Annotated in this window: 16 protein-coding genes; 9 read left to right on the top strand and 7 right to left on the bottom strand. The window is 60.4% G+C overall.

The window, feature by feature from the left end:
• Window positions 1–36 precede the first annotated feature (36 nt).
• The 3 genes from ABH944_RS30985 to hpaR form a co-directional block, all read right to left on the bottom strand.
• Entirely contained in the window at window positions 37–762 is a 726-nt protein-coding gene (locus tag ABH944_RS30985; RefSeq protein ID WP_404611187.1) for a fimbrial biogenesis chaperone, read from the bottom strand.
• A gap of 17 nt (window positions 763–779) precedes the next feature.
• On the bottom strand, window positions 780–1,304 hold the full coding sequence (locus tag ABH944_RS30980) for a Csu type fimbrial protein (protein WP_404611188.1): 525 nt from the start codon (window positions 1,302–1,304) through the stop codon (window positions 780–782).
• Between the two features lie 316 nt (window positions 1,305–1,620).
• A complete protein-coding gene (gene hpaR / locus ABH944_RS30975; RefSeq protein ID WP_404611189.1) occupies window positions 1,621–2,016 on the bottom strand; it encodes a homoprotocatechuate degradation operon regulator HpaR in 396 nt (131 codons plus the stop codon).
• Window positions 2,017–2,202: 186 nt separating this feature from the next.
• On the opposite strand from hpaR, the gene ABH944_RS30970 reads away from it, so the two are divergent.
• The 8 genes from ABH944_RS30970 (at window position 2,203) to ABH944_RS30935 (ending at window position 9,321) form a co-directional block, all read left to right on the top strand.
• Complete coding sequence (locus ABH944_RS30970; protein ID WP_404611190.1) at window positions 2,203–2,976, top strand: fumarylacetoacetate hydrolase family protein; 774 nt, start codon at window positions 2,203–2,205, stop codon at window positions 2,974–2,976.
• Window positions 2,973–3,731, top strand: a complete 759-nt coding sequence (locus ABH944_RS30965) for a fumarylacetoacetate hydrolase family protein (RefSeq protein ID WP_404611191.1) — start codon at window positions 2,973–2,975, stop codon at window positions 3,729–3,731. The genes ABH944_RS30970 and ABH944_RS30965 overlap by 4 nt, the downstream gene beginning before the upstream one ends.
• A 17-nt stretch (window positions 3,732–3,748) precedes the next feature.
• Window positions 3,749–5,206: a 5-carboxymethyl-2-hydroxymuconate semialdehyde dehydrogenase gene (gene hpaE, locus ABH944_RS30960; protein ID WP_404611192.1), complete on the top strand. Its 1,458-nt coding sequence runs from the start codon at window positions 3,749–3,751 to the stop codon at window positions 5,204–5,206.
• Between the two features lie 35 nt (window positions 5,207–5,241).
• Window positions 5,242–6,105 (top strand): 3,4-dihydroxyphenylacetate 2,3-dioxygenase, encoded by an 864-nt coding sequence (gene hpaD, locus ABH944_RS30955; RefSeq protein ID WP_404611193.1) that lies wholly within the window; start codon window positions 5,242–5,244, stop codon window positions 6,103–6,105.
• 21 nt (window positions 6,106–6,126) lie between these two features.
• Window positions 6,127–6,525, top strand: a complete 399-nt coding sequence (locus tag ABH944_RS30950) for a 5-carboxymethyl-2-hydroxymuconate Delta-isomerase (RefSeq protein ID WP_404611194.1) — start codon at window positions 6,127–6,129, stop codon at window positions 6,523–6,525.
• A gap of 23 nt (window positions 6,526–6,548) precedes the next feature.
• The gene (gene hpaH, locus ABH944_RS30945; protein WP_404611195.1) at window positions 6,549–7,352 is read left to right on the top strand and encodes a 2-oxo-hept-4-ene-1,7-dioate hydratase; all 804 of its coding nucleotides are present in this window, start codon (window positions 6,549–6,551) and stop codon (window positions 7,350–7,352) included.
• 194 nt (window positions 7,353–7,546) lie between these two features.
• Window positions 7,547–8,323 carry a class II aldolase/adducin family protein gene (locus tag ABH944_RS30940; protein ID WP_404611196.1) on the top strand — a complete coding sequence of 259 codons (777 nt, stop codon included), beginning with the start codon at window positions 7,547–7,549 and terminating at the stop codon, window positions 8,321–8,323.
• Complete coding sequence (locus tag ABH944_RS30935; protein ID WP_404611207.1) at window positions 8,320–9,321, top strand: 2-dehydropantoate 2-reductase; 1,002 nt, start codon at window positions 8,320–8,322, stop codon at window positions 9,319–9,321. The genes ABH944_RS30940 and ABH944_RS30935 overlap by 4 nt, the downstream gene beginning before the upstream one ends.
• A gap of 45 nt (window positions 9,322–9,366) precedes the next feature.
• Here ABH944_RS30935 and ABH944_RS30930 read toward each other — a convergent pair whose 3' ends face one another.
• From ABH944_RS30930 to ABH944_RS30915, 4 genes are all read right to left on the bottom strand, one after another.
• The gene (locus ABH944_RS30930; RefSeq protein ID WP_404611197.1) at window positions 9,367–10,779 is read right to left on the bottom strand and encodes an FAD-binding oxidoreductase; all 1,413 of its coding nucleotides are present in this window, start codon (window positions 10,777–10,779) and stop codon (window positions 9,367–9,369) included.
• Entirely contained in the window at window positions 10,780–11,523 is a 744-nt protein-coding gene (locus ABH944_RS30925; protein ID WP_404611198.1) for a FadR/GntR family transcriptional regulator, read from the bottom strand.
• 149 nt (window positions 11,524–11,672) lie between these two features.
• The gene (locus ABH944_RS30920; protein WP_404611199.1) at window positions 11,673–11,906 is read right to left on the bottom strand and encodes a substrate-binding domain-containing protein; all 234 of its coding nucleotides are present in this window, start codon (window positions 11,904–11,906) and stop codon (window positions 11,673–11,675) included.
• A gap of 2 nt (window positions 11,907–11,908) precedes the next feature.
• Window positions 11,909–12,265, bottom strand: a complete 357-nt coding sequence (locus tag ABH944_RS30915) for a winged helix-turn-helix transcriptional regulator (protein ID WP_404611200.1) — start codon at window positions 12,263–12,265, stop codon at window positions 11,909–11,911.
• Window positions 12,266–12,425: 160 nt separating this feature from the next.
• On the opposite strand from ABH944_RS30915, the gene gstA reads away from it, so the two are divergent.
• Complete coding sequence (gene gstA, locus ABH944_RS30910; protein ID WP_404611201.1) at window positions 12,426–13,046, top strand: glutathione transferase GstA; 621 nt, start codon at window positions 12,426–12,428, stop codon at window positions 13,044–13,046.
• Window positions 13,047–14,034 lie beyond the last annotated feature (988 nt).

Here is a 14,034-nt window from a genome sequence, read left to right as displayed (position 1 = left end):
GACATACGGCACGCAGCGATGAAGTCATGCCCTCGCCTATCCCGGCTGTCCCACCGTGACGACAGCTTCGGACGGCAGCGAGTTGACCGCCGCCCGTACCTTCACGGAGCCGCGCAGGTCGGCGTCGGCCGGCAGCGGCACCGTCCATTGGCGTGTACGCCCGGCCAGTGCATAACCGAGCAGTCCCTTGTTGATCTCATAGACCTTGCCCGCGCTGTCCACCAGTTGAACGGCCGCGATCTGCGCACGCCTCTGACCATTGTTGTCAACACGCAGGGCCCAGCCCTGCTCGTCACGAACGAGGTGCCAGGAAAGCACCGGTTGTGCCGCCTTGCCCGCCGGCTCCACGAACACCGGCACGGAATAACGCAGGCGGATCATCACGCCGCTGGTGGGCGCTGCATCCGGCGCGGGGAGTTCGTCGATAAGGATCCGGTAGCTCTGCTCGGCCGCGACAGGAGCCGGCGTGGTACGCACCAGCCGGACGAGTTGATCGGCCTGCGCGGAGATCTGGATCAACGGCGGGCTCGCGACCAGCTCCTGCGTCGGCGTCAGGGTGTCATCGTGATTCGACTGGTCCCACCGATACACGCGCACCTGACCATAAAGCGGGCGGTCTCCCGGATTCCGGAGTGTGATGCCGGTTGCGCTTTCGTTCGACTGGAGGTCCACCATCACGGGTGAAATCTGCAGCGTGGCGGCTTGTATGCTTAGCGATACTACTAACAGCAAGAGCGCAAGGAAATTCGAGCTCCTAACCATGGCACTGCCGGCGGCGATCAAAAATAGACCGTTGCAGTGACGGTGGTCTGGTAGAGATCTGGTTTCGGCGTGGCTTGCGGAGGCACCTGGCCATATACCGTGAGCGATTGCGAGGACCCGGTGCCCGTTCCGGCGACGGTATTCGTGCCTTGGGTAGTGCCCCATACAGTCGTGTGTCCGGCGTCCTGATACAACTGGAAGCCCACGGTGGTACCGGTATTTCCCGTGGCCGTGCCGGCCAGCAACCGGGCGGTAACAGTCGAACTCGCCACATTGCCGCCGTCCAGTCCGACGTTGTAAGGTGTGGTGTTCGTGCAGGTAACCGCGAGAGTAGTTTGCTGGTTGATCGCAGTGGCCAGCACGCCATTCGTGCCGAAGCTCAGCGGTGTTGCCGAGATCGTGCAATTCGCCTGTAATGTGAGCGTGACGTTAAACGTCGTGGTGTTGGTGCCGTTTGAATAAACAGCGGCGTTGGCAACAGGTATGACCTGCGCGGAAAGCAGGACGCCGGTGAGCGCGGACAAAATGAGACTTGGCTTCATCTTGTGAATCCTCTCGTATGTCCCGGCCTGAATAACGTGACAGACCGGTTCTTTCAGCTTTTAAACATACTACCTTTCGAATACCAGTTCTCCAAATAAAATAATACGAAACCGTGTTTCACCTTATAGCGACTTAATGAAGTACGGTGTAGAGGCCGGGCACGCTTGCGCAGGCTTTTAATAGCGGGACCCATCATTGCTCGCGATTTGATACCACGCTCTAAATGCGACGCGTTTAAATGGAAAACGCGAAGAAAGCTTTCAAATGCCGGGCGTCACGCCCGGCTAAATAATCCCCGCGCGCAAAACCGGACGCTTATTCAAGACCGGCCAGCAGATCATCAATTGCGCTATAAACGCGCTCCACCACTTCCGGCCCTACCACGCGCTCCAATTCCCGGTAGCGCGCCTCGAGATCCTTCGAGATCACGCGCACCAGGCCAATGCTCTTCTTCGTCAATGACACGAGGATCCTGCGCTGGTCATCGGCGAAACGCTCCTTTGTAATGAGCTCCATGGCCTCCATGCGCGCCAGAACGCCCGCCATGCTCGGGCTGGAGATGGTGCAGATATCGGAGATCTGCCGCGGTTCCATCGGCCCGTTTTCGTTGAGCGCCCGAATCACGCGCCATTGTTGTTCGGTCAGCCCGTTCGCGGTGAGCAGCGGCCTGAACCGCTCCATCATTTTTTCTCGTGCGCGCAGCAACAGCATCGGCAAGTTTCGATGAAGCGTTCGGGTAGTGGCTTTTGCGGACATGGCGAAGGATAAAAGTACGAACGGCCGGGCTGGAGAGACGCCTAGGGAAAACCCATGAACAGAGGGGAATGGGTTGACCCCCGATCATATCAAGCAGCACAATACTCACATGTTAGTGTTTTATTGAAGAGAACAGGGACTATGTTTGCATTGGCTGACCACCTGATCCATATCGAGGGTGACCCGTTGCCGCGGGACGTCGACACGCAACAGGTGCTCGCGCTGCTATCGTCGTCTGCCGGGTGCAGGCCGCCAGTCACGGGCGCCGTCTATGGCACCTTGCTCAACGACCGCGCCGCCCTGCTCGCACTCGGCGACACCATGAACGCCGCGCCGTATAAAGCACCGCCGAAAGCACCCATCCTCTATCTGAAACCGCGCAATACGCTCGCGGGGCATGGTGCGCGGGTCGCAATCCCGGAGGATGCAACGGGCGTGGAAGTGGGCGCATCGCTCGGTATCGTGATCGGGCGCACGGCAACCCGCGTGCATGCCGACCAGGCGTTCGACTACGTGGCCGGTTACACCATCGTGGCCGACATCAGCGTGCCGCATGCAAGCGTCTACCGGCCGTCCGTGCGCTTTCGTGCGCGCGACAAATTTTGCGTGATCGGCCCGACGGTCGTCGCCCGGCGTCACGTTGCAGACCCGGACAACCTGACGATCACCGTGAAAATAGCGGGCAGACCGGCGTTCGTTGCCGGCACCGCGTCTTCAGTGCGTAACGTCGCAACGCTCATTGCCGATGTGACCGAGTTCATGACGCTGGCCGCAGGCGATGTGCTCACGCTAGGCGTACCGCACGGCTCGCCAGTTGCGCAAGCGGGTGATGAAGCCATGCTTTCCATCGGCTCCTGGGCACCGTTGTGCGTGTCATTTATCGGCGACGACGCCCGCGACGGAGAACAGCCATGATGCGCGGCCGCGTAGCCTATGCAGGTGCAATTCATGAGGCTTACCCGGAGGGCGATAACATCCGTCTCGCTGACGGACGTATCAGGCAGGAGCACGAGGTAGTCTGGCTGCCGCCAATTGAAGTCGGCACGATCTTCGCGCTGGGTCTCAACTACGCCGAACACGCGAAGGAACTGCAATTCTCCAGCCAGGAAGAACCGCTGGTTTTTCTCAAGGGGCCGGGCACCGTCATCGGTCATCGCGGGGTGACACGCCGTCCCGTCGGCGTTGCTTTCATGCACTACGAATGCGAGCTTGCGGTGGTGATCGGACGCACCGCGAAGAACGTGCGGCGCGAAGCAGCATTGGATTACGTCGCCGGTTATACGATCGCCAACGACTACGCGATCCGCGATTACCTCGAGAACTACTATCGCCCTAACCTGCGCGTAAAAAATCGCGACGGCGGGACCGTGCTGGGACCCTGGTTCGTTGATGCCGGGAATATCGCCGACGTCACGCAACTGGAACTGCGCACCATCGTCAATGGCACGCTCCAGCAGCGGGGCAACACGCGCGACCTGGTGACGGACATTCCGGCACTGATTGAATATCTGAGCGGCTTCATGACACTCGCGCCCGGCGACATCATCCTCACCGGGACACCCGAGGGAGTCGTGAACGTCAATGCAGGCGACGAGGTCGTGTGCGAGATCGAAGGTCTCGGCCGGCTTGTGAATGTCATAGCGTCGGACGCGGACTTCGGACGCGTTTGACCGAGCAAGGGAACACCATGCGAATCGAACATCTGATCAACGGCCGGCCGCATGCCTCACGCGACTATTTCGACACCGTGAATCCCGCCAGCCAGGAGGTGCTGGCCGAGGTCGCGCGGGGCACGCCTGAAGAGATCGATTCAGCCGTGCGTGCCGCGAAAGAGGCCTTTCCCGCGTGGGCCGGCAAACCCGCGGCTGAGCGTGCGAAGCTGATCGCGCGGCTTGGCGAACTGATCGCGAAGAACGTGCCGGACCTATCCGAAACCGAAACGAAGGACACCGGCCAGACCATCTCGCAGACCGGCAAGCAACTGATTCCGCGCGCCGCCGACAACTTCAGCTACTTCGCCGAAATGTGCACGCGGGTCGACGGCCACACGTATCCGACCAGTTCGCACCTGAACTACACGTTGTTCCATCCCGTTGGCGTCTGCGCGCTGATCTCGCCGTGGAACGTGCCGTTCATGACCGCCACATGGAAGGTCGCGCCCTGCCTTGCGTTCGGCAACACGGCAGTGCTCAAGATGAGCGAACTGTCGCCGCTGACCGCTTCCATGCTGGGCAATCTCGCCCTCGAAGCCGGTATTCCCGCCGGCGTGCTGAACGTGGTGCACGGCTTCGGCAAGGAGACGGGTGAGCCTCTTGTGGCCCATCCCGACGTACGAGCCGTCTCCTTCACCGGATCGACGGCAACGGGCAACCGGATTGTTCAAACGGCCGGCCTGAAGAAGTTTTCGATGGAACTGGGCGGTAAGTCGCCGTTCGTCATTTTCGACGATGCCGACTTCGAACGCGCACTGGACGCCGCAGTCTTCATGATCTTTTCGAACAACGGCGAGCGTTGCACGGCCGGGTCGCGCATCCTGGTCCAGCGTTCTATCTACGCCGTGTTTGCCGAGCGTTTTATCGAGCGGGCGAAGCGGCTTGTGGTTGGCGATCCGCTCGACGAAAAGACGGTCATTGGTCCCATGATCAGTCAGGCCCATCTCGCCAAGGTCCGCAGCTATATCGAGCTGGGCCCCAAGGAGGGCGCCACGCTTGCGTGTGGCGGACTGGAAACACCTGACCTGCAGGCGTCGCTGAGAAAGGGCAACTATGTTTCCCCCACCGTGTTCGTGGACGTGGACAATCGCATGCGTATCGCGCAGGAAGAGATCTTCGGCCCGGTGGCGTGCCTGATTCCCTTCGACGACGAAACTCACGCCGTTCAGCTTGCCAACGATATCGCGTATGGATTGTCGAGTTATATCTGGACCGAAAACACCGGCCGTGCCCATCGGGTAGCAGCGGCAATTGAAGCGGGCATGTGTTTCGTCAACAGCCAGAATGTGCGGGATCTGCGGCAACCGTTCGGGGGTACCAAGGCGTCGGGTGTGGGACGCGAAGGCGGCACGTGGAGCTATGACGTTTTTCTCGAGCCAAAGAATATCTGCGTGTCGCTCGGATCGCACCACATCCCGCGCTGGGGCCTGTAGCCCGGCGTTTGCGCAATCAAACAAAGGAGACCGCGATGGGCAAGCTCGCGCTGGCAGCAAAGGTCACGCACGTGCCGTCGTTGTATCTGTCCGAGCTCGACGGTCCGCACAAGGGATGTCGTCAGAGCGCTATCGACGGGCATCATGAGATTGGCAAGCGCTGCCGTGAACTGGGAGTCGACACCATCGTCGTATTCGACGTGCACTGGCTCGTCAACAGCGAATACCATATCAACTGCACCCCCCGCTTCGAAGGCGTCTACACCAGCAACGAACTGCCGCACTTCATCAAGAACATGCCCTATGCCTACCCGGGCAACACGGGCCTCGGTCATCTGATAGCGGACGTGGCGAACGAAATGGGCGTCAAGAGCCGGGCGCATAGCGACACCACGCTCGAACTCGAATACGGCACGCTGGTCCCCATGCGTTACATGAACGCCGACCAGCATTTCAAGACCGTCTCCGTTGCCGGCTGGTGCATGTGGCATGACCTCGAAACCAGCGCGCGTTTCGGCCTCGCGGTGCGCCGTGCGATAGAGGAGCGTTACGACGGGACAGTCGCCATCCTCGCAAGCGGCTCGCTGAGTCATCACTTCGCGAACAACGGAACGGCCGAGCAATTCATGCACAAGGTCTGGAGTCCGTTCCTCGAACAAATGGATCGCAGGGTTGTCGAGCTGTGGGAACGCGGCGACTGGACGACCTTCTGCGAGATGCTGCCGCTCTACAACGAAAAGTGCTGGGGTGAAGGCGGCATGCATGACACCGCCATGCTCCTGGGAGCGCTTGGCTGGGACCGTTATGAGGGCAAGGCCGAAGTGGTGACGCCCTATTTCGGCAGTTCGGGAACCGGGCAGATCAACGCCATTTTCCCGGTGACGCCGCTGCCCGTGTGACCGAACGCCGAGGAGATTACCGTGCCGCACCTGACACTCGAATATAGCGCCAACCTTGCCGATGAAGAACGCATCGGTGAACTATGCAACAAGCTGGCCCGCTGCCTCGACGCACAGCGCGATGGCGAGCAGCGGGTCTTTCCGCCAGGCGGCATCCGCGTGCGCGCGCTGCGGTGCCACGCATACTGTATCGCCGACGGACGGCCCGACGCCGCCTTTCTACACGCTAACCTCAAGATCGGCATGGGACGGTCGCCTCAAATTCGCCAGGCTGCAGGTGACGCCCTGTTCGCCCTGATCAAGGAAGATTTCACCGATGAATTCGCCACGCGTGGCCTCGCACTGTCGATGGAGATCAACGAGTTCAGCGAAGCAGGCACATGGAAACACAATAATCTTCACGCCCGCCTCAAGACCTGAACGCGGCTAACACGGGACCGACCATGCTGGACCAGAAGACAATTCACGACCTTGCGTTACAGCTCAATCAGGCGGAGAAGACCCGGACCCAGTTGCGGCATTTTTCCCGCACCTATCCGGAGATGACCATTGACGACGGTTACGCGATCCAGAGCGAATGGCTCAAGCTCAAGCTTGCGGAAGGACAGGTCATCAAGGGCCGCAAGATCGGACTGACGTCGCGCGCCATGCAGCGTGCGTCGCAGATCAGCGAACCCGACTACGCGCCATTGATGGACACCATGTTCATCGAAAGCGGACAGGACATACGCGCCGACAGATTCATCGCCCCGCGCGTCGAAGTCGAACTTGCGTTCATCTTGAACAAGCCGTTGAAAGGACCCGGCGTCACGCTGTTCGATGTGCTCGATGCGACCGCTTATGTGTCGCCCGCGGTCGAGATCATCGATGCACGCATCGAGCAGTTCGATCGCGAAACGAAAGCCCCTCGCAAGGTCTATGACACCATCTCGGACTTCGCCGCCAATGCCGCGATCGTCCTGGGCGGACGGCCGGTGCGTCCGCTCGACGTGGATTTGCGCTGGGTCGGCGCGTTGCTCTACAAGAACGGTGCGATAGAAGAAAGCGGCCTGGCGGCAGCCGTGCTGAATCATCCTGCCACCGGTGTTGCGTGGCTCGCCAACAAGATCGCTCCATACGATGAGTCCCTGCGCGAGGGCGACGTGATTCTCGCCGGCTCGTTCACCGCACCCGTCAAGGCCCTTGCCGGCGACACATTCCATGTGGACTACGGTCCGCTGGGTGCGATCGGTCTTCATTTCGTTTAATGGCGCCATCTTATGAATCCAATCCGCCGCGGACCTTGCCGCACAGTTTGGAAAACAGCCTGACGCGTCAGCTCCTCCCGGCGATGGTGCTTACTGAATCGACAGGGAGGTGCTGCGGTGCGCAGCCCACAAGCGCAGAATAAACCATTCCTGAACGTGACTGCCCGCAACACCGCAGTCTGAGGAGACACACTATGACCGCTATCGAACGTAGCACGCCGCCCGCACCCGCATGGTGTTCGCCTGACGAATGGGAGGCGCGGCTCAAGCTCGCCGCAACGTATCGCGTGTTTCATATGCTCGGCTGGACCGAGCTGATTTTCAATCACATTACGTTGCGTGTACCCGGACCGGACAAGCACTTCCTGATCAACCCTTTCGGGCTGACTTTCGACGAAGTCACCGCCTCCAACCTGGTCAGGATCGACCTGAACGGCAAGATCCTGAGTCCGTCGGATTACCCCATCAATCCTGCGGGTTTTGTCATTCATAGCGCGATTCACGAGCATGTGGAAGACGCGCATTGCGTCATGCATACCCACACAACAGCCGGCCTCTCGGTCGCGTGCATGGAGGGCGGTTTGTCGTACACGAACTTCTACTCCGCCCAGCTCCACAACATGGTCGCCTATCATCCGTTCGAGGGGATCACCGTCCACGACGAAGAGCAGTCGAGACTGCTAGGCTCCATGGGCAACAAGCGCCTGCTGATCCTTCGGAACCACGGACTGCTCTCGCACGGAACCACGCTGGCTCATGCATTCGCGTTGCTATGGACCTTGAACCGCGCGTGCGAGATTCAGATCGTCACGCATTCCATGCATGGCAATACCTTGCCCATCAGCGATGAAATCGTGAAAGGCACCACACGGGATTCGCTACAATTCTCTCCCGCACACGGTGCCGGCGAGAATGTCCTTGCCGCACTCATTCGGCGCGTCGATCGCACCGACGCTTCGTACAGGGGATAGATTTGAATCAGCAAGCCACCAAAATAACCGTCGTCGGCGGGGGCGCCATTGGCGGTATCGTTGCCGCGCGCCTCGCGCGCGCCGGCCTCGCGGTGAACCTCCTCGCGCGAGGCCCGCACCTTGACGCCATACAACGCAATGGCCTGACCGTCATGGAGGGTGACGACCGTTATGTGGTCAATGTCAACGCAACCGATCAACCCGGCTTGCTCGGCGCACAGGACCTGGTGTTCATCTGCCTGAAGGGACCCGCGTTGATACAGTCAGCCCGTTCGCTGGCGCCGCTGGTGAACGCCGGCACCCATATTGTTTCGGCAATGAACGGCGTGCCCTGGTGGTTCCTCAACGCGTTTGGTGGCCGCCTTGAAGGGCAACGGCTCGAATCGGTCGATCCTGAGGGTGTTGTGTCGTCTGCACTTCCGCCGTCGCAAGTCTCCGGCTGCGTCGTGCATCTCTCCTCGTCAATAGCCGAACCCGGCGTGATCAGGAAGGGCAATGGCAACCAGCTTATTGTCGGACCCGCTGCGGCAAGCGTCACCGCTCACGCGGCCCATGCTATTGAACTGCTACGGCTCGCTCAGTTTGACGTCACAACATCAAGCGAGATCCGCAGCGATATCTGGGCGAAGCTGTGGGGCAACATGACCATGAACCCCATCAGCGCGATTACCCGTTCGACCGCCGACGTGATTCTCGACGACCCGTTGACCGCGCAGCTTGTTGTCTCGATCATGGAAGAAGCGCGGCGGATCGGTGAGCAGATCGGGATTGAACTGAACATGACCGCAGAGGTGCGTAACGCTCAAACCCGCAAACTCGGCGCGTTCAAGACGTCTATGCTGCAGGACGTGGAAGCAGGCCGTCAACTGGAGATCGAAGCGATCCTGGGTGCACCTCATGAGCTGGCCGCGAAGGCGGGAATCCCGGTGCCGTTTCTTAGCGTGCTGTACGGACTCGCCGGCCAGTTGAACGCCAATCTAGGCGCACCGAAGGGCTAGGCTAGGCACGCTACCATCCACGACCTGAACCTTGCTGCGGCTCTGTTAGAAAATCTTGCCCGGGTTCATGATGCCGTGAGGATCGAAGACCTTTCGAATCTCGCGCATCAAGCGGATTTCCAGCGGGTCTTTATAGCGGCTGAAATACTCGCGCTTGAGTTGTCCAATGCCGTGTTCAGCGCTGATGCTGCCGCCATAACGCGCCACTTCGTCCAGCACTTCCGCGGTCAATCCTTCTCCATGCTGCTTGAAGAAATCGCGCGGCGCACCTACTGGGCGCGAGAGATTGTAGTGAAGATTGCCGTCGCCGAAATGGCCGAACACAATCAGGCGCACGCCGGCGTGATGTTTGTCGATACGCTCGCCCGCCGAGGCAAGGAATGCGGGAATGGAAGCAATCGGCAGCGAGACATCATGCTTCACGTGCGGACCGTCGGCGCGCTGTGCTTCGGAGATTTCCTCGCGAAGCCGCCACATGCTGTTCACCTGCGCAATTGATTCGGATACCGCAGCATCCACGCATAACTCACGTTCAAGCGCCTCGCCAATCACCGTCTCCAAGAGTTCGCGCAACGCGGCTTCATCGACGGTATCCGCGAGTTCAATCAGCACGTAAGCCGGATGAGTTTCAGCGAACGGCGCACGCATGCCATCGACTTGTTCAAGCACCATGTCGAGACATTCGGCGGTGAAGAATTCGAAAGCCTGCATGCGCGGGCCGCTACGTTCGAACAGGAGTTCGAAAAGATCGAGCGCCTGCTGCGACGAATTCACGGCGGCCAGCACGACCACGCGCACGTCGTTGCGTGGATACAGCCGCAGCGCCGCGGCAGTGATGACGCCAAGCGTCCCTTCCGCGCCTATCAGCAATTGCTTCAGGTCATAACCGGTGTTGTCCTTGCGCAGCGTGCGCAGGCCGTGAAAGATCTCGCCGTTCGGCAGCACCGCTTCGAGGCCGAGTACAAGTTCACGCGTCATGCCATAGCGCACGACATTGACGCCGCCTGCGTTCGTCGACAGGTTGCCGCCCAACTGGCATGAGTCTTCGGCAGCGAGGCTGAGCGGCAGCAGGCGGTGTTCATCGGCGGCTGCCCGCCGCAAGTTGCCGAGAATGCAGCCGGCTTCGGCGACCATCGTGTTGCCGATCGTATCGATACTGCGAACGGCGTGCATCCGGTCCAGACTCAGGATCACGTTCGCGGGGCTGGCATCAGGCGTGGCGCCGCCGCATAGGCCCGTATTGCCGCCGCGTGGCACGACCGGCACGCGGGCGTCCGAGCAGAGCGCGAGGGCTGCTGCCACGTCTTCCGTGCTTGATGGACGCACCACCGCTTGCGCGTGGCCGGTGTACATGCCGCGCCAGTCCGACAGCCATGGCGCGATGTCATCGGGGGCCGTGATGACGGCATCAGGTCCAAGCTTGTCGATCAGGCGTTGGAGGAAGGAAGAGTCGGTCATTTATTCGCTCGTCAATGGGCTTGGGGTGCCGGCGCTGTTGAGCGCGTCGCGCCCGGGAAACACGAGGTTCAAGCGGGCGGCCGCATTCTGCAGATGCGAGGTCGCGGCAACACGCGCAGCCGCCGGATCGCCGGCGCGGATCGCTTCGAATACGCGGATGTGTTCGCGGTGCACTTCGTCGGGCAGACGCTGGCGCGCAAGCGAATGCGTGCGGGCCGTCTGCACGGCCTGGCGGATCTGGAGGTTGAGGTACTGGAGCAGATCGACGTAGTAGCGGTTGTGGGTGGCATCGGCGATCGCTACGTGGAACGCGATATCCAGTTCCACCGCGTGGTCCGGCGTGTAGAGGTTGTCCGCGAGCGATTTGAGAATGGCCGCCAGTGCGTCGATGTCTGCGTCCGTCCGGCGCACGGCAGCCAGCGCCGCTGCTGCGCCCTCCAGATCGAGCCGCAGCTCGTAGACGTCAGCCAGATCCGCCCGGTCCGCGCCGACCGCGTGCGGGACGCGGAAACCGCCCGTTTCCGTGCGGGCCTTCACGGTGCAACCCGCGCCCTGCCGGCTGTCGATCAGCCCATTCGAGCGCAGCCGCTCCGTCACTTCCCGGATGACCGACTGGCTGACGCCAAAGCGCGTGGCCAGATCCTTGCCCGAAGGAAGCTTGGTGCCGACCGGGTAAACCCCGTCGCGGATATCGCCGGTCATTTGCTGGGCGACCTGCTGGGTCAGGGTGAGCGCTTTTGTCACTGGGGTCCGGGCTTCAGCTGTTGGTTTCAGGTTATCCGGTTTGCATGTTATATGAAAACTTTTAGCGAGTGAATAGGGAGGATTCTCGCTGTCGCAGGGTTGAGTTGACGTCCACTCCCGCCCCATCACAGGGGCGGCGTTAAACAGCCTCAGGTGCTCTCCCTCACGACCACCTGAAACTCCACCCGCCGTTTCTCCGAGAGCGCCTCCAACCCGCTCTTGCGAGCCGCCGCTGCCGCTAACAACATCTCGCCCGCAATCCGCCCGATCGCGCGGGGATCGACCGCCACCGTCGAGATACTCGGATAGCAATACCGCGACACTTCGAAGTCGACATGGACGGCACCAGCGCCACGTTGAACGGCGAGGGGCTGCAACAGCAACCCTAAGGACCCTCTGTTCCCCAAGTCTCGACCAACTTCTGGCCTACCGATGCAAAGACATCGATAGCGGGCAGCAGTTCTCGCCCGAGATCCGTCAATTCGTATTCGGCCGAAGGCGGCGAGCTGTTTAGCGAGCGCCTTGTTACCAGTCCTCGTGATTCAAGTTCATGAAGACGGGCACTGAGTACGCGTGCAGAAATACGCGGGATGTCGTGACGCAATTCGCCGAAGCGGCGAGCCTGGTCACGCAACCGCCAGATGACGTTGAGAGCCCAGGCGCCACGCAGAAACCCGAGCGCATCGGTGACCTGGCAGATGGGCGGTAAGGTCGCTTTACTTTTGCGTAAGGGCAGGCCCATGTTCTTGAGTTCCAGGAATAGCCGGTAACTTTGGAGTTACCGAATTATATGGGTGGCGGGTAGCCTTCGAACGATACGCCCGGCTACCATGCTGTGCGCGTTACGGTCCACGTCATCTTTCGGGACGTAGCGCGCTCGCTCAAGCATTCAAGGAAACTCGATGAAGCTCTATTACTCTCCGGGAGCCTGTTCACTGTCGCCGCACATCGTCGCGCGAGAAGCAGGTGTTGAACTGCAACTCGACAAGGTGGACATCAAGGCCAAGCGTACCGAACACGGTGCGGATTTCTACCAGGTCAACCCGAAGGGCAGCGTGCCCGCCCTCGAACTGGACAACGGCGAATTGTTGACAGAAGGCCCGGCTATCGTGCAATACCTGGCCGACCTCAACCCGGAAAGCGGCTGGGCGCCAGCAAATGGCACACCGGCACGATACCGCCTCCAGGAAATGCTCGGCTTCATCAACTCCGAATTACACAAGAGCTACTCGCCGCTTTTCAATCCCGCAACACCCAAGGCTGTAAGGACGGAACGTGAGAATTCCCTGCGCAATTGCTACGCGTTGCTGGAGCAGCGTCTGGCATCGCATCCTTGGCTGGTGGGCGATCGCTTCACCGCTGCTGATGCGTATCTCTTTGCTGTGACCAATTGGGCAAGCCACGTGAATCTTGAACTCGGCGATTACACGGCATTGGCAGCGTTCCAGCAACGAGTGGCTGCGAGGCCGCACGTTCGCGCAGCTTTGGAAGCAGAAGGACTCGTCGCCAAGGTTACTGTCTAGGCTTAATGCAAGGCGGCGTTGCAAGGACAACGCGTCGCGAGCCAGTCGAACGCTTCATGTGCGGTTTGCCGGTTTCGGCAAACCGCACATGCTATCGAAGGTGTCTTGTTGCATTGCTTGGCGGAACCTGCCGCACAACCAACCCCTGGTTCGCGGAACGGTTTGCCGGCGATTCCCTTAACTGCCCTTGCCCACGGCGTCGTTAAGCAAGGTCAGGTCCCGCTCGCGCGTCTCGGTGGAAAGGAACATATCGGTAAGCGTCAATATGCATAGCACTGCCATATACACGCCCATCACCCAGAACGCGCCACCGACAAATCAATCAGATAGACACCGAGCAACGGTGGCCATGATCACGAGCAGCACGAACTTGCGCCCCTTCCGGTCGCCGACCGAACCAAAAAACAGGCCACCGAACGGGCGTGCGAGCCCTCCTCTCTCGTGTCTCTTTTGTTCTGGACATCCCGGTATGCGTTTGATACTGTTACCGGTAACAATAGCAAAGCAATTTGGCATGAGGAAACAACATGCGCACGCCGGATTTACTGGTGCTCGATCGGTATCCAGACGAGCCCATGCGTGAACTCGAACGGCGTCATGACTCGATGTATTCTGGAATGAACCGCCGATCGATCCGGGCTTCGCTGAACTCGACAACATCGTGCTGCAACCGCACAGATCCGGCGTGACGGTAGAAACCCGTACGGCAATGGCCTGCCTCGTTGCACGCAATCTGCAAGCGCTCTTGAACGCGAATCGCAGCTTGCCGAATACACGCGCCAAACCGCCCAGTTGTTCCCCTATAAAACGAACCTGAGACATTCACGCTTATGAACCCACCCAACCTCACCCATACAAACGGCGCGGACGAAACCGCAACGCCCCGCCTGCGCAGCCGCCGCTGGTTCGACGACCCCTCCGACCCCGGCATGACCGCGCTGTATCTTGAGCGCTACATGAACTACGGCATCACGCGCGAAGAGTTGCA

This window comes from Caballeronia udeis, assembly GCF_044909315.1.
GTDB lineage: Bacteria > Pseudomonadota > Gammaproteobacteria > Burkholderiales > Burkholderiaceae > Caballeronia > Caballeronia udeis_A.
Note: the sequence above shows the minus strand (reverse complement) of the source record. Positions and strands in the feature narration are given on the sequence as shown.